Below are 19419 nucleotides of genomic sequence, written 5' to 3' on the forward strand. Positions count from 1 at the left end.
GTTATATCATTTTTATATCAGTCTTTTATTCTTAGGTAAACAGTTTTGTGGTTTCTGGTAAACAAAATAGTGGTTTCAGGTAAACAGTTTTGTGGTTTTTATCTTGATAAGATACTGTTTTTTATCTTATTTTATTTGAAATCAGGCACCTTAATACAATTTGAATATGTGTGTAACTATCAGTATATTAACATGTTATGTAAAACGCCTAAAGGAGTTGTTAGACTTTTTAATTTTTTCTTTAGTAGCAACTGAATAAGAATTTAAAAACCACAAAACTGTTTACCTGGCAGAACATTCATCGATTTTTCTCATAAACCACATTTCTGTTTACCTGTTTTTCTCATGAATTTAACTAGGTAAAAACCACATTTCTATTTACCTAAAAAGGAGCAACTGCTTTTTACTAGGATAGGTAAACAGTTTTGTGGTTTCTGGTAAACAGTTATGTGGTTTAGGTAAATAGAATAGTGGTTTAGGTAAACAAGAATGTGGTTTGTGCTACAAAATGCAGTGATTTTTGGTAAACAACTTTGTGGTTTATGCGTAGTTTTGTGGTTTTAGGTAAACAGAAATGTGGTTTTCTCCTTATAGAGAATCAAATTCTTAATTGTCCAATTGTAGAATTGACTAATTGCCGGAAAAACTACAAGTAAGTTTCTTTTTTAGGTTATTATTTTGTCATTGAACTGCTTTCAAGTAAGAAACATTTTAGTAAGAGACTGACTCAAACGTTAGTTGCTGCTACAGTATTATATAATAGTGCCAAGAAAACCCAATGGTCTTTTAGCCTTTGGATTTTCTTGGCACAAAATTTAGCCTTAATCTGTTTCCTTATGTTTATGTAAACGGCTGATTATCTTGTAGCCTCTTCCATATCTTTTGCCTTTTATTCCAATCAGTCCACCATTATAATAATTCAGAACTTCATTTTTATGGAGTCTTGATAGGGTGGTGTTGAAACAGTTTATCTTGAGAGTAGGATAGAGTTGCATAGTCTTATCAATAAGACTCTCTTTGGTTTGCGGGAGGGACTCCTCTGTTAAGACTTTTACCATCGTAGATGCCAAAGAAGGTTTGGAATTATCTTTCAGGATAGTCTTTTCTTTTTTCTTTTCCTTCTTCTCCTTCTTCTTATGGTTATCTACAGTTGGAGTGGCAGTCTTTTTCTCTTCCTTCTTTGCCTGTTTGGCAAAGGATTCTGCATTGATGTCAAGCTTCAGTCCCAGAATTTCCGAAATGATGTTCTTGAGGACATAGATGAACAACTCGCTGTCTTTACTCTTGAGTGAGGTCTCTTGTTTCCAGTAGCGACTCTTGAAAGCAAGTTGGGTCAACTCTTCAATCTCCTGTTCAGAAATATCTTCTTTGTTAGCGAGACGTGCATTGGCCACATTGAGGAATGAAGCAAAGGAGAAGGTGGAGAATTGACTTGGAATTACGTATGTGAAAATATGATTGTTTTCTCCCTTTGCTGAAGGATGTTTGAGATTAATCATACTCATCCCTTTTACCAGAGCAATTAAAAAAGCCATGCTGGCGTATGAGAGATTTGTATTTTCAACCTCACAGATTCCTTTATAGTCGAGGTTCTTATCCGAGATAAAGTTCATGGTAAAAATACCATAGTTAGTCCATTCTGTAGAATGGAGCAACTGCTGGAGTGTGGGATCTTCTGGTGCACCCAAGCCTCTGTTAACGCTATCTATATAGCGACGCATTGTTTCTACTTCTTCCCATTGGAGAAGTGAATCATCTCCCGGCTCATTGTTTCTGATGCAGCCGATGGTTCCCAGTCTGATAACATCAGCAGAAGTTGAAGTTCGCAGGTGATTTGCGAGCTTGGCAAATAAATTAGGCATCCAGTCGAAATCATCAACCGGCGAATCTATATAATCTTCCTGATAGTAATTGTTATCAGTAAAATCTAAATCTTGATACATGCTATATTCTGTAAAAAATTGAGTTCAAATCTTTCATTTGCAAAGGTAAGAAAAAATATTCTATTCTCCAATTTTTTTGCTAACTATTTGAACATCAGAGTATATTTTATGGTTTTGTTTGCTGAAAAATCACAAAAAATGGTCTTACTTGTAAAAACAGACAGACTTTTTAATAGTTTACAGGTCAAAAGGTGAGAAAGAATCTGTATTTTTTCTTGTATGATTAAAATGTTTTTTGTAACTTCGCAGCATGATTTAACGTGAATAATAATACTTATATATATAATTAAGGTGAAAGCATTTACATATATCCAGCAAGGAAAGTTTGGCTTCACAGAAAAAGGGAAGCCTACGATAATAGATGAGCATGATGCCATCGTAAGAGTAACGCTGAGCAGTATCTGCACCAGTGATCTTCATATCAAGCATGGTTCTGTGCCTCGCGCAGTACCGGGGATTACTGTTGGCCACGAAATGGTAGGCATTGTAGAGGAAGTAGGGGAGAGGGTTTCCTATGTGAAGCCGGGAGACAGAGTATCCGTGAATGTAGAGACCTTCTGTGGAGAATGCTTCTATTGCAAGCATGGATACGTGAACAATTGTACATCTCCACATGGCGGATGGGCACTGGGATGCAGAATCGATGGCGGACAGACGGAATATGTGAGGGTTCCTTATGCTACAACCGGCTTGAACAAGATTCCTGATTCGGTAAGCGATGAGCAGGCGCTCTTTGTTGGCGACATCCTTGCTACTGGATTCTGGGCTACGAGAATATCTGAAATTACGGAAGAGGATACTGTCTTGATTATCGGTGCTGGCCCTACGGGTGTCTGCTGTTTGCTTTGCACCTTGCTCAAGAATCCGAGAAACATCATCGTCTGTGAGAAATCAAAGGATAGGCGAGAGTTCATCCAGAAGCATTATCCGCAGGTGATGGTTGTTGAAACGGAGGATTGTGAGGCATTTGTCAAACAACATAGTCTGCATGGGGGAGCTGATGTGGTGATGGAGGTTGCAGGTGGACCTGATACCTTCCAGCTTGCCTGGAAGTGTGCCCGTCCTAATGCCATCGTCACCATCGTTGCGATGTATGACAAGCCGCAGATGCTTCCGCTTCCTGATATGTATGGCAAGAACCTCATCTTCAAGACGGGAGGTGTGGATGGATGTGACTGTGGGGAAATCCTTGATTTGATAGCCCAGGGAAAGATAGATACCACTCCTCTGATTACCCATCGTTTCCCGCTTTCAAGAATAGAAGAGGCATACGATGTTTTCGAGAACCGCAAGGATGGAGTCATCAAGGTGGCGATATTTCCTGGATTAACAAGAGAGGGTGGGTCATAACTCCATGACCCACCCTCTCTTGTTAAAATGCAATGTTCTGTAAATATTAAGCTTTACTGCTAGGAATGGCAGAAGCAACACCTTGGTGCATCATACGCGATTTTTCCTTAGCCAAGGCTTGCATGTCTACAGCCACATCGTCTTCATCCACGATTTCTACGCCAGTCATCGTTTCGATTACGTCTTCCATGGAAACCACTCCTCTCAGACATCCGTATTCATCCACGATGATAGAGATGTGTTCTCGTTTTTCCAACATCTTTTCCCATATCTGGTATAGAGATTCATCCTCGTTGAAGGAAAGAATCGGACGCATCAGTTCGGATAATCTGGTTTGGAACTCATCGTCTGAAACCAATTTGAGAACCATATCTTTCAATACGTATCCCACAATGATATCTTTATTGTTGTCATAAACGGGAATGCGTGAGAATTTCCATTCTTTCTGTTCGTAAAACTCCTTGGTAGTCAGATTCATGTTGGCTGATTCTACTACGATGGATGGAGTCATCACCTCCTTTGCCTTTACTCCTGCCAGGCGAATGCAGCTTTTGATGATCTTGCTTTCCGATTCACGGAAGATGCCTTCTGTAGTACCTACGTCTACCATGGCCGATACCTCCTCGCGACTCACGGAAGCCTGGTGGTTCTTCGGAGTAAATACCTTAGTGATAAGTTCCGAAAGCAGTACCAAAGGATAGTTGATAATGATGAGCACACGGATGATCTTGGTAGATGTCATGGCAAGAGAGCGCCAATATGAAGCTCCGATAGTTTTCGGGATGATTTCTGAAAGTACCAGAATCAACAGAGTGAGAATGGCGGAAATGATGCCGAAGTATTCTTCGCCAAAGAGTTTCATAGACTCGGCTCCTACACCGGCAGAACCGATGGTGTGGGCGATGGTATTGAGCGAAAGGATGGCACCCACCGGACGGTCTACGTTGTTCTTATACTGTTTCATCAGTGAGGCAGTCTTGTTGCCTTGATTCTCCTTCATCGAGATAAACGACATCGGAGTAGAAAGTAATACCGCCTCCAGGACGGAGCATAAAAAGGATAGTGACAGAGCACCTAAAAAATATAAAATGATTAAACCCATGTAAATTTAAATTCGTTAATAATATGTTGTCTCAAGCAAGATAGATATTATTTCCGAAGACTACAGTTGAGGATGTAATGGGGAACATTACATCTATGTTTATCCAATATAAGTGCATTTTTAAATACCATATACTATATGTTTCATATTTTCTGCAAAGATACTGATAAAAAAATGAATCTAATATGTTTTTGTTGAAAATTAAATTGTTTTAATATGTTTTTGGTAAATTTGTAGAGAAGTATAAAAAATCTAATTTTAACAGTAAGCGTCTCCGCGTTTATACTTTGCCCTTTATCGTAAAAGTTCTTACCTTTGCACCATAATTTTAAAAGCAACGCAATTATGAGAGCAACAGAACGTTATGAGAGGGCATGGAATGCCTTCCAGATTCTTCCCATGGAAATGCCATCCGACCCCGTCTGTCCAGAGAACTATCTTTTTGGCATACCCCTAACCTTCCCAAATGGAACGATAGTCACCATCAAGAAAGGTAGCGTCAAATCTGTCATGCATCTGATGAAACTTTACGAAAAGGAGGATATGCTATGTTTGGACTAAACGAAAATACCCAGTATTACGTCTGCCAGCGATATGTCCGAATGAACATGGGCATAAACGGTTTGTATCAGATTGTGAGAACCGAGATGGAACTTCCGCCACTTGGTGGTGCGGTATTCATCTTCTTCTCCAAGAACCGCCAGCAGGTAAAAATGCTCTTGAAGGAGGAGTGGTTGGTTTTTGTGGTGATGGGTCTCGGAGTCCTGGATGAAAGAGGTTTAGATTGTCTCTCTTTTCTCAGTGATGTTGATGGATACGCAGGGATTTGGCAGGGCTGCTGTTCTCTAAGTTTGGTTGTTGGAATGCGTCCTTTTTTGTTTTTCTACTACTATTATTGTTTCTTTGGGTGAGCGTTCATTCATTTTCTTAAGCGTCATCCCTTGATTTTACTTTGCAAATTTACCACAAGCGGCGACAGTCAAGGGCACACCCAGGGGCTTGTCTCCACATTTTTTTCATTGTTTTTGGGTGGAGTGGAGATTACCTCTTCTTCCATCCAGAGCTTCGAGACCTGGATCAAGAATGATGACCAGGCACTCCTCGATCTCCTCAAAAAGGGCAAGCGAGTAAAGGTGGAGGGTTTCTTAAAGAGTGAGACCTATCAGAAGGATGGCAAGGACCATCATGTGATCAAGCTTATTGCCACCAGCTTCTCAGAGGTAGAGAAGCAAAAGAAGGAGGAGGCAGCTTAGCCTCCTTTCCTATATCTGCCATGTTTATCTTTCCAAGGCTATCTTTTAGGTAGTCTTGGATTGATGGTACTTGGGGGATGGTATTATATCTATCTTCATCTTATTATTTGCGAGGGGGAATTTGGAATGTGAATCTGTTCATTCCTTTAATGGGTCGGCTTTAGGGCTTGTTTTGTATGCTTTTGGGGATTTTTGACTTACAGAAAGGTTAAAAAGTATGCAAAAAACAGAAAATCTTCATGATAGTTGAAATTATCTGAAAATAAATGTGTATTTTTGTGCCTATAAATATAAGTATAATATAATTTAAAGCTTAATAAAGCGCATAACTTATATTATAGTATAATTTAAAAATGAGATATTATGGTTGATTATTACGAGTATTCTATACCAGAATTGGTAAAGCTTCTTGGTGCAAGATTCAAGGATTACCGTCTGCGTAGCCACATGACACAGAAAGAGGTATCTGAACAATCGGGTATTACAATCGCAACCATTCATAAGTTTGAGAATGGTACATCCGGCAATGTTTCGCTCGGCACATTTCTTTTGCTGCTGAAGGCGATAGGGCAGATAGATGCCCTTGATGAACTGATGCCGGATTTACCGCCATCTGCTTACCTGATGAAAGAAGAAAAGAAAGTTCAACGAATAAGACATAAGAAGTCATGATAGCTAGTTCATTACAAATAATGCTTTGGGACAAGGAAATCGGTCGCTTGTCCTGGGATGCAAGGAGAGGGGTTTCGTTTTTTGAGTACAATCCTGCTTTTCTTGGTGGGAGGCTTGATCCGTTCCCTCTGGTGGCTTCTGTCAAGTCACCTGCCAGCCGTCGTCCCATCATGGGTGACAGGGAAACGAAGCTTTACCGCAAACTGCCTCCTTTTCTTGCTGATTCTTTACCTGATGCTTGGGGTAATCAGGTGTTTGAGTGTTGGCGCATACAGAATGGCATTCGCAATCAGGAGATAACTCCGCTTGAAATTTTGTCCTTCATTGGTAAGCGTGGTATGGGAGCATTGGAGTTTATTCCTGAATCATCCGGCATTAGAAAGTCGGAAAAGCTGAATATGAAGCTGTTGACGGATTTGGCTCAGAGAATATTCTTGGAGCGTGAGAATGTGAGGTTGTTGCCAGATGAATCGCTGACCATGCAGTCGTTGATCGCTGTAGGTACTTCGGCAGGCGGTCGCCAGCCGAAGGCTATCATCGCGATCAATCCGAAAACCGGAGAAATCAGAAGTGGTCAGATAGCCGGTCACAAGGGCTTTGATTATTGCATCCTGAAGTTTGGTGATGCAGAGCATTCTTCTGCAGAACTGGAAATGGCCTATTACAAGATGGCTAGGGCTGCAGGCATAAGCATGATGCCTTGCAGGATTATTGAGATCGAAGGTCAGACTCTTGAAGATGCTTTGGCTCTCGGCAAGGAAAATGGTATCAGGAAGGCTGAAAGTATTATTGGTGAGGTTGCCTCTGCTATCCGCCAATTCAGACACTTTGCAGAGGAGTGCGAAGTTAGCCAGCGTTGGATAGGTGCTGTAGAAGCCACCCTTAACCAGCATCTGGCAGAGTGGGGATTGCTCGAACGAAGAAAGAATGTTGCATTCAGAATAGGCGAAACCCTTTTTGAGAAGGTACGTGTAGAAAAGACATACAAAGGTAATTATCATCTTTTGTGTGAAGTGGACGGGAAAGAGCACAAGTTCGTGATTACCGGAAAGAAAGAAGAATATGCGTTGATTGATAGGGTTGGTACTGATAATCTAACTGATGAACAATTGTATTCGTTGGTTGAAACCTTCTTTGTAGGATAAAAGACATTATTATATTTATTAAGGAGAGCGGCCTTTGGGTCGCTCTTTTTGTGCCATCTATTCAAGACTACCTGGTTGGAGAGTCTAAGATAAACAGGAAGTGTTTGGAGGATGCTGGCTCCTCTTCCTTTTGCTTCACTTTTTGGAAGAAAGGTGGCTTGGTCTTGGAAGGTGGTAGTCCTTTGCCATCCTTGTGATCAAGCTTATTGCCACCAGCCTCTCAGAGGTAGAGAAGCAAAAGAAGGAGGAGGCAGCTTAGCCTCTTTTCCAATATCTGCCATGTTTATCTTTCCAAGGCTATCTTCTGTTTCTGCCAAGGCATGTTGTCTTATGCATACAGTTGCTGCTGATTGCTCTTTGTGGAGCACTGATGTGAATGGTGCCAATGGTGGAATTTCGGCTTTCCTATCAAATTTTTAAAGTGGATGGAATATAGAGCTTTAGAAATGAACCATTATGAACCGTTTTTCTGAATCTCGATGTTAGTGATGCAGGAAAATTGTAACTGTCTGATAATCGGAATGGTAGAGAAATGCACTTCATACGCCTCTCAACTTAAAAACAGAATATCTTAGTGAAAATCAATATTTTAACATTTGTAATTTGTGTGTTTACATTTTTTTTAGTATTTTTGCAACGTATTTCTGTGTTCCTCATAGAGAGATGCAGGAGAGTTAAAATTTATAATATGGCTTTCATCAGAAGCAGAATGTTTATGAAACACAATTTGCTAAACACTAGCCTGTTCGCATCATGTATGTGTAAGGTTGAAAGACATAAAAGTATTGAAGATTAGTGGAAGTTAGTCTATTGGTTTTTCAATGCTGTGATACATTTCACAACCCCAATAACTCGGGAAGAGGCATCTTTTCAGGGGAAGCCGAAATATGTCTTGCGACCAGATCTAGTTGGACATTTAGCTACACTTTTTAACTCTTCCCTTGCGTTTACAATTCAAATTCAAAATCCAGTATGTGGTTTATAGTCAAGACTGATGTTTTTTCAGAGCAGCAATCCATAGATTTTCTGCGTGAAAAATACAATCATATCATCACCGACTTCTATTTTCCTTTAGGAAGAAAAACCTACAAGAACGAAAATGGAGAAGTGAAGGTACGCTTTGTGCCGGTCTTGCAGGGAATGTTCTTCATCAGAGTGCAGAATGAAAGGCGTTTGAAGAAGGTTCTCTCCCCATATGGCTACTTTATGTACAAGGGTTTTGAAATGGAACCGCATACTTCCGAACTGATAGAACGCACCTTCTTTACCAAGGCGCATATCCTATCTGCTGACAGCAAGCAGATGTCATTGGACGAAATAGTAAGACAGTCAAAAATCCCTGATGAGGATATGGAGACTTTTGTCTATTTCAATGACAGGATAGGCGATGACATCAATGGATTGAGTATCGTAGAAAAGCGTTACAGCGACCTGGTCAAGGAGAATGACACCATCCGCATCCTCTCCGGGCCTCTGGCTGGTCGGGTTGGCGTTATCAAGCAAATCAAGCATAAGGGTAAGAAAGATCGTCATCTTTTGGTGCGCTTTGGAAACAACTACTGTCTCAGTATCTCCAATATCCGCCAGTATGCCTTGCAGATAGAGCATGAGGCTCCTTCTGAATCCGTGGGTGCATGGCGGGCTATTGACCAGATGATCGGTTATCTGCAGATGAAGGAACCTTCGAAAAATGCGGGGGATCTATTACGCAAGCTCTTCATGAATTATCAGAAGAAATTGACTATATATCACAACCGTCAAACTTCTGATATCGCCTACAGTAAGATGATGGCAAACAGGAAGGATGTCCAGCAACAGGAGGTGCTTGAAAATTTAGATGAATCGATGTGGAAGAACTTCCGCATCCTGGCCAACTACCTCCCTTGTGATAATGCAACCCTCGAACAGGGATTGAAGGAACTGATTCCAGATGTCGTTCTCCGTCCGTTCCTCACGCCTGCTTCAGGCATTGCTATTCCTGAGGGACAAGGCTACCATGTATTACAGCATAATGGAATTACGGAATTCATCTTTCCATGCAACCTTCGGGAATTCTTCAGGGGCAAGGAATATGAGGCAGATAAATATGCACCGGTCTTCGATGAGGACTATGAGTATGATGCTCATTTCGCACTCTTGAAGACTATAGAAGGCAAGGTCAAGGCTATCTGTTCATGGGGAGGCTTCTATGACAATTATGCTTCTCAAAGTAAAGATGAAAGGGCTCTGTTCCTTTCAGACCTGGAAGCAAAGAAATATTCCCGATTGCTCTACCTGCTTACACAAAGCGACTATCGGTTTGAAAAGATCGATGGAATCGGGGGCTTTTCGCTAGAGACAGGTATTGAATACACTGATGATATGGAGGAGTTGGGGAGAAGAGCTCATGAGTTTTTCACTCTTCATTCATCTCTCTTCACTTCCCTCACCGCAGCAGCCGTAGAAGTATGGCAGGGAGCGCGTCTTCTGATTTGGCGTAAGTATCTCCAGCGCTACGTCTTGCTTCATAAGGTGCCTGTCATCGACCAGCCTTCTGTCATCACTGTTGATTCCAAGCAGGAAGATGCATTTGCAAAGACTGACGGCAAATCGGATATGACAAAGATAACCGCAGTTTTGAATGATGCGAAGGAAATCATAGAGAACCATCTGGCAAAGGAAGAAATTGCGTATGCTATATTACGGTTTCTTTCCACCTCATTGGTATTCTCTTCCCATTTTGCAGAAGATGAACTATATAATTATATCACAGACTCATTCCATCCGGACAACACGCTTTCTGAGTTGTTCCATGAAATTGTAGGGAAAATCACTCAGATGGATCGCTGCTGTTCAATTGTCAGCCATCTTCACAAAGGAATGGTAGAGTTGCAGGAACAAGATTCGTGGATATACTTCAAGTTCCCATCCTATCTCAAGCAGATTCAGGCGATAGATAAGATGGTAAAAAATAAAGAAGGAATTAAAAATTAATATTATGCAGAAACTGAAACTGGTAATTCTTAGAAAAATTGAATCCAAATTCAAAGATTCTAAGTATGTGGCAGATATTGTGAAAATCAATGATAAGACAGGTTGTGGCGGTCTTCATGGCTATACTGACATCAACGACCCCGCCCTTGATGAATATCGTGATTGGATCAATTTCCATATTCGGATGATGGAGAGCATGAACGCCAGTAAGATGACCCTGACTGTTGGTGAGAATGTTGAACTCTGAAATCAAATTACATATGTAAGCAACCCCTATTTTGGCGGTTTGAGACAGAGGCACTTTTAGTTAAACCTGTTTAAAAATCAGAAAAGTCCAATTTCTTAAAATACCCTGTATCCCCAGTAAACACTGGGGGTGGAGTTGTATTGCCATAGGGGTTGGATGCTACAAAGAAGACCGAGATGCTGAACGATTTCGATTCACCATTCGATATCACCGTAGATCTCTATAAGTAATTGGGCGGAGTTGAAAAAACACCCCAAAAATTTGGTAGTTTCACGGAAAACCCTTATATTTGCAGGCGATATTAAAATAAAAAATAAAAAATTATGGGAAAAATCATAGATAAGACGGTAACAAAGATAGTTACAGAAGAGGGAATCTCTCTCTTTCGCCGTGTAACTAAGGTTTTGATGCCAAATGGCAAGTATCGTTATCCTGTAGATTATTTCGATGCAACTCCTGGAGTTGTTAAGGTTTCGAAAGAAGAAATGGATAAGGTTGCAATACCTGTTTACAAAAAGTTAATCTAATGGAACGGTTGATGTCTGATGGTTATCCTTTTATCTTTCAAATGATAGATAAAAGTGAGAGTGATGAGTATCTGATTCAGACCTTGCAATATCGGTTTAAGTCAGACAAATCCCATCATGCCTATATCGTAAGAGTTGAATGTTATAAGAAACACGCTTATTGTGTGAAGTTCTTCGATAAGGCAAACATCAACAGTAAAAATAAGTTTAGTCTTCGTTCCAATACTTTCGAGGTTAGAACGATACTCTATACAATGTTTCACATAATGTTAGATGTAATGAAGCGAGACGAAAAGGCTTCTTTCTTTTTTATTGGAGCAGAAGACGAAAAAGATCAGGATGGAATGGTATCCCGTCGTTTCCGTCTTTATCGTCGTTTCGTGCTTTCAACGGTTTCTGATGACAAGTTCGAGCATTTTAGAAGAAATGATTTATCACTTTATATTCTTGTAAATAAGGAATATGTATCAGATACATCCTCTTATGCTGATGAACTAGCAAATATTGTGCAACAATATTTATAAGATAACATCCTCATTCGAGCGACGACAAGTGCAGAACGATACTGCAATGAGGAACAATTCTGGCGGGCTTAACCTGCAAGCCCCCTCCATGCACTCACTTTCAGCAATATAATTGCAAGCTGATCCCCATAACAGCCCAGCGGTCCCATCCCGCACAACCATGGCGAGGGCTTTGATGCCCCGCCAACCTTAGAGCGTAGCGGTTCTGAGCACCGGAGGGCGGTTACATCCGAATCGTTGCTTGCAACGAAGAAGATCCGTGAGATCCGTGTGAGCCCTTCGATGATAAAGCGATTCTTAGAGGAATGCGACAATTAGAATCCGTGAGATCTGTGCAATCTGTGGGACTTAAAAAGAATAAACTCCTCATTCGAGTGGCGACAAGGGCAGAGCGATACTGTAATGGGAAAAATAAAACATCAATATAATACAATGAACAAAGAAGATAGAAATTCCTTCCGAAAGGAAATGCTCGGTAAGTTAGAAGAACAATGGGCTAAGAGTAATAGCCCCAAAGACGACCTCTTCTATTATCACCCTTCTGAAGATAAAATCGTCCTCTCCCATGCCCTGTTCTGGGTGATGACCCAAAACATAAAAGGTAAGGTAGGCAAGGAAAAGTACTTCTTGCTTCTCCGCCAATATCAGGAAGAGATGCTCGAAGCCTGGCTTACGGAATCGTCAGATTTCAAAGACCTCTTGCACTATTGCAATGTCATCTATAATACTCTTCCCATGATACTAAGAGGTGTCTATAATTTCAGCATAGACAAGGACGCACGCCGTCTTGGTGCTATCTGTGTAGTAGCAGGTGGTTATGGTGGGGACATGAAAGAAGAGAAAGCCAATGAGTTGCTAGATGACATCGACTTCTATTACAATAAGGTGAAGTGTCGCAAGATAGAGCAGATGCTTCCGACCTTAAATAAATTAGTAGTTGCAGAACAACAGTCTTGGATGGGTTCAATGTAGATTTCTTTCTTCTACGCAAGATTTTTTGAAAATCTCTTGGTTGTTCCGAAATAAAGTTGTATCTTTGCTTTCTATAAAAATAAAGTAGAATAATAGCATATGTCTAAAGATAATAACAACTTAACAATATTGTCAGGGCAATCAGTACTCTTGCCTTCTCAAAATGAAATTCAAAGGAGAATATATTCTATTCGTGGCGTGCAGGTGATGCTTGATCGTGACCTCGCCCAGCTCTACCAAGTTGAGACAAAAGTTCTTAATCAGGCAGTAAAGCGTAACATGAAGCGCTTTCCTGATTATTATATGTTTCGTTTGACAGAAGAGGAATGGAATAATTGGAAGTCACAATTTGTGACCTCCAATTATATGAGTGAAGATGAAATTCAGGCTATAAAGATGGGAGTCAGACGTCCTCCTTTTGCTTTTACTGAACAAGGTGTAAGCCAATTTTAGATTGTTATGTGAAAAGTCGATTTGCATACCTTTGAGCGTTCACATGATCGTTGGCTTATTATAGACGATATCGTTTATCATTTTGGTGCATCTCTAAAAGATTTAGGAAAGCGTTGGTTTTCTGTCGATATTGTAACAGAACATACAGCAGATGATTTTATTTCGCGCCTGTAAAAGGCAGAATGTTAAAAACATCCTCATTCGAGCGACGACAAGTGCAGAGCGATACTGCAATGAGGAACAAAAATATAAAATCATGAAATCTTATTTCTCAACAAAGCCAGGAGCAACCTTCTTTTTAGGTAGCTCCCGCACCCTCGTCTATCATAAAGATGATGCTGTATGGGGACAAGAAACATTATAATGTTATGATTGTAATTCCAAATAAGAACTTCACAGTTGATAGCATCCGCTTGGTTCAGCTACTCAATAGCACAACGAAAGTCAATATGCTGAAAGCATGTGACAAACTCGACTTATACGTAAGTCCCAACATGAAAAAAGATGAGACTGCTAGGCGAATAGCTCAGGAGATGTTGGATAATCCAATAGAGATCTTGAGCCGTTTGAATAAGCAGGAACTCCAGATAGTAGATGAGTTTGTAAAAGGCGATGCCAGCACCTACGTGGTGCGCAAGATGCGCAAGACTCAGTACAAGCTTCAGAAGCTATACTTGGTAGCCACCTACGAGGATAAGGAGAACCAGGAATGGCACATGCTGATGCCGTCAGAGTTAACCAAAGCCTTAACCACCAGTCTCAACTTCTATTTGGATATGGCAAACAAAGGCATTAAAGCCCCATCTGCCAAGCAACTCCGCATGATGTCCGCCTTAGGTCAATTCTTAGGGGGCAATGAGCTTTAATAGCTTATCAGTTTTATATCAAAAAGTCTAATTTCTTATAATACTCTGTATCCCCAGTAAACACTGGGGATGGAGTTGTATTGTCATAGGGGTTGGATGCTTACAAATGTTGGATGTGCTAACTGTTGAAAATCAGTAGTTACGTTCTAACGGTAATTTACCACTGATCTCACGGATAATAAAAATCCCAACCTGTATTGCTACAAGCTGGGATGATTTTGAACACGAATAACTCGAATAGCACGAATATCCGGGAACTGTCCGGGCTTTCTAGAGATGGAAGTCGATTTCCTTCAGCCATTCCTTGACATCGAAGCAAGGACAGCTCTTGCGAACCCAGGGGAGGTCGCGATGACCTAGGATCTCGGCATCGGGATAGTCGAGGACGAGACTGTAGAGGAGGTCTTCCAAAGATGCTTTCTGGGCAGGAGTGCGAGTATCGGCAGGCTTGCCTTTCTCGTCGAGACCACCCTCGTAGCAGATACCGATGCTATGGGCATTGTAGTGGCGGGCGTGAGCGCCCTCCTCGCTTTCTGGACGGCAGGGATAGACCACGCCATCCTTCGTAATGTAATAGTGGTAACCGATGGAGTGGAAACCACGGGCCTTGTGGCAGGCTTCTAAGGCTTCTACTGGGAAGTCCTGGTTAATACGTGTGGCACTGCAATGTACCACGATCAAATCGATTTTTCTTTGATTCTTCATTGGATTCTATGGATTTTAAAGGGTTAATGATTGTCTCCCACAGATTACACAGATATTCACAGATTTTAGACCAGTTCGGTCTTTTTGTTATGGCTTATGACAGATTATGATATTACATATAAGATTAGAGGTGCCATTTATAAGGTTTATAATTCCTTGGGACCAGGCCTCTTAGAGTCGGTCTATGAGGCTGCTCTTTGCTATCAGTTGCGAAAAGAGGGCTTAACTGTAGAAAACCAAGTCAAGTTAGATGTCGTATATGATGGTGTTGTCTTGCCAGTGGATTATAGGCTCGACATTATTGTAGAACGTTCTGTCATCATTGAGTTGAAATCTGTTGAGGAATTAAAGCCTGTACATCATAAGCAACTTATGACTTATCTGCGTATAGCCAAGAAACATACTGGTATTCTTGTCAATTTTAATACAGACGATATAGCTAGCCAAATATTCCGTAAGGTTAATGGCTATTAGCCGCATCTGTGTAAATCTGTGAGATCTGTGGGAGAACTAAAATATCACTTGCAGCTCTGCACACAGAAGGAGCTGAGGACGGCAGTGAGGACGGTGATGACGAAGTTGATGACTTTCTGGATTGTTTCCTTTTTCATTGTTGTTAGTGATTAATGTTTAATTTTCCCACAGATTACACAGATTTTCACAGATTATAGACTCCTTCGGAGTTTTTTGCAGTGAGACCTGATGAGTATAAGACCGTTGCTTGCAACAAAGAATTATCTGTGTAAATCTGTGAGATCTGTGGGAGACCAAGAAGGAAGCGGGCAGGATGAGCAAGTATCCGTTCAGGGCGATGATTTGACAATGTTGAATGGTGAGTGATGAACTCATTCCTGATGGGGCCCTCGGATTACTCCGGACTGCATCCTGCCGATGCGCTTTCTCTTGTTTCAGATGCGAGGCGGGTAGGACTACTCTAAGCCGTCGCCTCCTCCTTCTCCAGTGGTTCCGCTACCGCCCTGGTCGGTGTTTTCACCACCAGGGGTATCCTTTCCGGTATCCGGGGTGGTATCCGGGGTGGTGCCATCACCTAACAGAGCAGAGGCCTTCTTCAGCGTAGCTTCGAGGTTGATGGTCTTGGCGCTGAACTCACCGGTGCCACGAGCACGGAGACGGAAACCTTCGATGTTCTTGGCGATGGTGAACTCCTTCTCTGAGGCGGCTCCCTCCTTGTTGCGGATGCCGATGGAGAAGATGGCGAGGTCGTCAATCTTCACAGCGAAACCTTGCAAGGTGAGTTCCTTGATGCACGATACCATATCGGTAATCATGCCCTTGATGGCTCCCTTAGAGAAAGGAGTGTTGTGGCTAGCCATGTGTTCGGCCAGGCCGTCGATGTCTACCGTCTGAGTGATGACTGGATAGGCGTAATACTTGCCGTATGCCTCTGGCATCTTGGCGTTCTGATTTAGTTTTAGTACGTAAAGCAACATAAGTTTTAAGTGTTTAAATGGTTAATGGTTAATGTTGAGTGGGCGCTGCGCAGTGCCTGATTTTTGAACACGAATCTCTCGAATCTCACGAATTTTTCTCCTCGTGGAGGTTTTGTTTTCCCACAGATTACACAGATTTTCACAGATTTTTGACTCCTCGCGGAGTCTTTGCTGTGAGCCTTAGTGAGTACCGTTGCTTGCAACGAAGAGAATCTGTGCAAATCTGTGAGATCTGTGGGAGACTCTTTCTGAATCACATTGCAAAGATACAACATTTCATTTTCCCAACTCACCGATGCTCACTGTTGCTCACCGATACTCACCGATTATCACTGATAAATATCAGGGTTCTCCCAAATGGAAGAAAATATAGGATACTTGCAGGGGATTGAACTCCTTGCAGCTCTTGTTGTATCCACTCTTCTGCAACTGCTCGTAGAGCTGGGTGCATCTTACTATCCATCTCATCAGATGGGCTCTTGCCACGTCCGGGTCGGAATCCGGAAAATAGAGCAGGGCTAACTCCTGCTTGGTGTAACTTCGTAAATCCATTTTCTTATAATATTGAATTTTCCCACAGATCTCACAGATTTTCACAGATTTCGACTCCTTCGGAGTTATTTGCTATGAGGCATAGTGAGTACCTGTTGCTTGCAACAAGATTATCTGTGTAAATCTGTGAGATCTGTGGGAGACTAAAAAATAATATTGAATGTTGAATTTTTCCCACAGATTACACAGATTATCACAGATCTGCTTTACTGTGAGAGTTGATGTGTATAAGACCGTTGCTTGCAACGAGAGTATCTGTGTAAATCTGTGAGATCTGTGGGAGACTAAGATACCACCCGTAAGTATGATACTTAGCCATCGTAAATATGATACTTAGCGGTCGTAACCAAGATACTTAATCCTCCACGGTATCGTTAGGATCGATGAAGGCATCGTTGTTGATTTCGCTACCTTCCTTCTCTATCACAGCCCAGCCGTTGCCGTTCTTCTTGTGAATCTTCTTGAATCCAAGACGCTTCATCACGTTACCGATGTTCTGGTTGTTCAGGTTCTGGCGAAGGGCAGGGTTCACACCTATCCTCTCCAGTATCTCAGCACTGTAGCGGAACTTGATAAACTGTATCGGCGTATCTGGCTCCGGCACCCGGTAGTAACGGAGTATCTGCTCCTCGGCATAGTTGGCAACCATGAAGAGGCGGTTGTGACTGCGCATCAGTTCGATGTCATCCCTCGTCAACCAGTATGTCCACTCCAGGGGCTCGCCCTTAGGATGGCTCATCACCTCCTGGCCCAGTGCCACTGCCTCGGCAAACACGTGGTCGTAGTCTATCGGGTGCTCTATCGGACTCTCGATGCTCTTTACCAGCCACGGACAGTAGCGGCGGTTCTCCTCGTCGGTGATGAACTGCTGGTTGTTGGTGGTGCCGCAGAGCGATCCACGGTGGGGCATCTCCGAACGGTACTTGTCGTAAGGTCGGCGTATGGAGAATGTCACCTTGGTCATGTTGCTCTTGAAGGCGCTCAGGTTCTTGCCGAATACCATCTCAAACTCGTCGAGACAGAGCAGAGCCTTGCTGCTGAAAGCCTCCATGAAGTCCTTGTCGGTATAGGCGCCCGTCGAGTCGTTGAGGAAGTACTGGCGCAACTGTGGGGGCAACAGCATATGGAAGAAAGTGGTCTTGAAGATGCCGCCCTTGCCCACGAAGATGAGTATCATCTGGTTCACCACCTTCAGCGTTACCCACGCCACCACCATCGCTACCAGCCACTTCTTGAAGAAATAGCGGAAGAGGCTCTGCGTATGCTCGTTGTCGGGCAGGTTCTCTACCTCGATGCGGTCGGCAAGCTGGTCGATGTAGTCGGGATCCTCTCCCTTCTTCCATTTCGACAGACTGCGCAGGTAATCGTCCAAGGGGTCGAAGGGCTCGCTGAAGTCGCTGTTGATGATGTTGTGCAAGGTCTTCTCTGAGAGATGCAGTCCCGACTCGTCCATTTCGCTCCAGATGGAGTTCTCGATATTGTCGTCGATGCGTACCCAGTCAGGATACTTGCCGTCTAAAACGAAGCGGCTCTCCACCTCGTAAAATCCCGTCAGCACGTTTCGGCGGAACAGATAGTGGGTGAGTAGCCACTGCTTGATGCCCCTTACCGATGGCTTGGCGCTGCGCCCCTCGCCATGGCGATAGAAATGCCAGATACCAAACTTGTTCAGATGCTTGTAGCGAGACTTGATGACAGAAGCCGTATCTTCGTAGCTGGTGCCAAACTCACGGTCGGCGTAGGTAAGAACTTCTTCCTGCGGGATGCCATAGTAGATGCAGATGTCGGCAAAGTGCCATACGTACTCGTTGTGATGCTCAGGCTCGAACCGATAGCCCCACAGGTCGAGCAGTTCCTTGATATGGGAAGCCGCCTCTTCGATGGTAGGCGCACCCTTGTCGCTTGACTTTGCCTCCTCTTTCACCTTGCTGCTTCGCTTTCCTCCCTTGGCGTTTCGCCTGGCAGAATACTTCGCCTGCAGTGCCTTCTTCGTGTAGAGGGGGTTCAGGTCCTTCGGTCCCAAGGCAAAAGGCTCAGCATCCCAACGGAAATAGGCATCCGGGTCGTAGGCAAGACCGGCGCATCGGGTGATGTCTACACACTGCTTGTCGGGAGCGATACCCAGGAGCTGGGTGTAGTAAGCCATCGCCTTCTGCAGCACGGCATCGAAGAGTTCGAGCACGCTGATGTCGTCGTCATCCACAGGACGGTAGGCACAGAATACTCTGAATCCCCTGCCGCTTACGGTGATATACTCTACCATCGTATGACTGTCGCCTCTCACCAGTTGGATAAGCTGCTCCATATCCTCCTTCTTCACATGGTCGAAGTCGAGCTGTAACATGTAGGTAGGTTTGAGGAAGTCGGCAAGTTGTCTGCCGTAGCCGTTCATGAGTGCCGAAACCGTGATGGCAGGCATCTCAGGCTTGTACTGGTCGGCAAACTGCTTGCTGATGGCGAGGCGCTTGCGGTAAGTCTCAGTCATCATTCGTAACTCAGGGCTAGAGGTAATCACGCTCTTGAGATACAACCAGTCGGCGAGTGGATGGCTCTCCGAAGATTTGATACAAGGGAAGTACGATGGCATCGTAGCTGCCTCATACATACAGTTGGTGTTTGATTCTTTTTCCATATCGTTTTAAAATTGTTGTTGTTATATACTATTCAGTCGTTTCCAACGTTCT

The 19419-nt window shown here is 42.9% G+C and carries 20 protein-coding genes and 2 pseudogenes; 15 read left to right on the forward strand and 7 right to left on the reverse strand.

Annotated elements, in window-relative coordinates:
- Positions 1 to 821: 821 nt before the first annotated feature.
- On the reverse strand, positions 822 to 1943 hold the full coding sequence (locus ONT08_RS15160; RefSeq protein ID WP_264907179.1) for a hypothetical protein: 1122 nt from the start codon (positions 1941 to 1943) through the stop codon (positions 822 to 824).
- Between the two features lie 291 nt (positions 1944 to 2234).
- Between ONT08_RS15160 and ONT08_RS15165 the strand changes: the two genes are divergently transcribed.
- Entirely contained in the window at positions 2235 to 3293 is a 1059-nt protein-coding gene (locus ONT08_RS15165) for an alcohol dehydrogenase (protein ID WP_118201647.1), read from the forward strand.
- A 46-nt stretch (positions 3294 to 3339) separates the two neighbouring features.
- Here ONT08_RS15165 and ONT08_RS15170 read toward each other — a convergent pair whose 3' ends face one another.
- Positions 3340 to 4395 carry a CNNM domain-containing protein gene (locus ONT08_RS15170; RefSeq protein ID WP_118086262.1) on the reverse strand — a complete coding sequence of 352 codons (1056 nt, stop codon included), beginning with the start codon at positions 4393 to 4395 and terminating at the stop codon, positions 3340 to 3342.
- A 345-nt stretch (positions 4396 to 4740) separates the two neighbouring features.
- On the opposite strand from ONT08_RS15170, the gene ONT08_RS15175 reads away from it, so the two are divergent.
- The 13 genes and pseudogenes from ONT08_RS15175 to ONT08_RS15235 all read left to right on the forward strand — a co-directional run bounded on the left by ONT08_RS15175 (position 4741) and on the right by ONT08_RS15235 (position 14027).
- Positions 4741 to 4956, forward strand: a complete 216-nt coding sequence (locus ONT08_RS15175; RefSeq protein ID WP_264960364.1) for a hypothetical protein — start codon at positions 4741 to 4743, stop codon at positions 4954 to 4956.
- Entirely contained in the window at positions 4944 to 5306 is a 363-nt protein-coding gene (gene tnpB / locus ONT08_RS15180; protein WP_264960365.1) for a transposase, read from the forward strand. The genes ONT08_RS15175 and tnpB overlap by 13 nt, the downstream gene beginning before the upstream one ends.
- Positions 5307 to 5429: 123 nt before the next feature.
- On the forward strand, positions 5430 to 5648 hold the full coding sequence (locus ONT08_RS15185) for a hypothetical protein (protein WP_264960366.1): 219 nt from the start codon (positions 5430 to 5432) through the stop codon (positions 5646 to 5648).
- A 363-nt stretch (positions 5649 to 6011) separates the two neighbouring features.
- Positions 6012 to 6320, forward strand: coding sequence for a helix-turn-helix domain-containing protein (locus ONT08_RS15190; protein ID WP_117587749.1), 309 nt, complete (start codon positions 6012 to 6014; stop codon positions 6318 to 6320).
- Positions 6317 to 7465, forward strand: coding sequence for a type II toxin-antitoxin system HipA family toxin (locus ONT08_RS15195; protein WP_264960367.1), 1149 nt, complete (start codon positions 6317 to 6319; stop codon positions 7463 to 7465). Before ONT08_RS15190 ends, ONT08_RS15195 begins: the two co-directional genes overlap by 4 nt.
- A gap of 972 nt (positions 7466 to 8437) precedes the next feature.
- The gene (locus tag ONT08_RS15200) at positions 8438 to 10438 is read left to right on the forward strand and encodes a hypothetical protein (RefSeq protein WP_264960368.1); all 2001 of its coding nucleotides are present in this window, start codon (positions 8438 to 8440) and stop codon (positions 10436 to 10438) included.
- Between the two features lie 4 nt (positions 10439 to 10442).
- Complete coding sequence (locus tag ONT08_RS15205) at positions 10443 to 10685, forward strand: hypothetical protein (protein WP_264960369.1); 243 nt, start codon at positions 10443 to 10445, stop codon at positions 10683 to 10685.
- Positions 10686 to 11008: 323 nt separating this feature from the next.
- Complete coding sequence (locus ONT08_RS15210) at positions 11009 to 11212, forward strand: hypothetical protein (protein WP_117587747.1); 204 nt, start codon at positions 11009 to 11011, stop codon at positions 11210 to 11212.
- Positions 11212 to 11736: a hypothetical protein gene (locus ONT08_RS15215; protein WP_254974609.1), complete on the forward strand. Its 525-nt coding sequence runs from the start codon at positions 11212 to 11214 to the stop codon at positions 11734 to 11736. The genes ONT08_RS15210 and ONT08_RS15215 overlap by 1 nt, the downstream gene beginning before the upstream one ends.
- Before the next feature lie 432 nt (positions 11737 to 12168).
- Positions 12169 to 12708 (forward strand): hypothetical protein, encoded by a 540-nt coding sequence (locus ONT08_RS15220; protein ID WP_264960370.1) that lies wholly within the window; start codon positions 12169 to 12171, stop codon positions 12706 to 12708.
- Positions 12709 to 12858: 150 nt separating this feature from the next.
- Positions 12859 to 13152, forward strand: a pseudogene (locus ONT08_RS15225) (ORF6N domain-containing protein); the annotation flags it as partial.
- 45 nt (positions 13153 to 13197) lie between these two features.
- Positions 13198 to 13335 (forward strand): annotated as a pseudogene (locus ONT08_RS15230) (ORF6N domain-containing protein); the annotation flags it as partial.
- 194 nt (positions 13336 to 13529) lie between these two features.
- Positions 13530 to 14027: a hypothetical protein gene (locus ONT08_RS15235; protein WP_264960371.1), complete on the forward strand. Its 498-nt coding sequence runs from the start codon at positions 13530 to 13532 to the stop codon at positions 14025 to 14027.
- 270 nt (positions 14028 to 14297) lie between these two features.
- On the opposite strand, the gene ONT08_RS15240 is transcribed toward ONT08_RS15235, so the two are convergent.
- Positions 14298 to 14732: an N-acetylmuramoyl-L-alanine amidase gene (locus ONT08_RS15240; RefSeq protein ID WP_006847758.1), complete on the reverse strand. Its 435-nt coding sequence runs from the start codon at positions 14730 to 14732 to the stop codon at positions 14298 to 14300.
- Positions 14733 to 14828: 96 nt separating this feature from the next.
- Here ONT08_RS15240 and ONT08_RS15245 point away from each other — a divergent pair, with 96 nt between their 5' ends.
- Positions 14829 to 15206, forward strand: a complete 378-nt coding sequence (locus ONT08_RS15245) for a GxxExxY protein (protein WP_117587498.1) — start codon at positions 14829 to 14831, stop codon at positions 15204 to 15206.
- 44 nt (positions 15207 to 15250) lie between these two features.
- On the opposite strand, the gene ONT08_RS15250 is transcribed toward ONT08_RS15245, so the two are convergent.
- The 4 genes from ONT08_RS15250 to ONT08_RS15265 form a co-directional block, all read right to left on the reverse strand.
- Positions 15251 to 15343: a smalltalk protein gene (locus tag ONT08_RS15250; RefSeq protein WP_153073602.1), complete on the reverse strand. Its 93-nt coding sequence runs from the start codon at positions 15341 to 15343 to the stop codon at positions 15251 to 15253.
- 318 nt (positions 15344 to 15661) lie between these two features.
- Positions 15662 to 16183 carry a DNA-binding protein gene (locus ONT08_RS15255; RefSeq protein WP_117587497.1) on the reverse strand — a complete coding sequence of 174 codons (522 nt, stop codon included), beginning with the start codon at positions 16181 to 16183 and terminating at the stop codon, positions 15662 to 15664.
- Positions 16184 to 16525: 342 nt separating this feature from the next.
- Positions 16526 to 16735 carry a DUF4248 domain-containing protein gene (locus ONT08_RS15260; protein ID WP_117727236.1) on the reverse strand — a complete coding sequence of 70 codons (210 nt, stop codon included), beginning with the start codon at positions 16733 to 16735 and terminating at the stop codon, positions 16526 to 16528.
- Between the two features lie 355 nt (positions 16736 to 17090).
- Complete coding sequence (locus ONT08_RS15265) at positions 17091 to 19367, reverse strand: VapE domain-containing protein (RefSeq protein ID WP_264960372.1); 2277 nt, start codon at positions 19365 to 19367, stop codon at positions 17091 to 17093.
- Between the last annotated feature and the right edge of the window lie 52 nt (positions 19368 to 19419).

The sequence above is a fragment of the Segatella copri genome, assembly GCF_026015465.1.
Lineage (GTDB): Bacteria > Bacteroidota > Bacteroidia > Bacteroidales > Bacteroidaceae > Prevotella > Prevotella copri_E.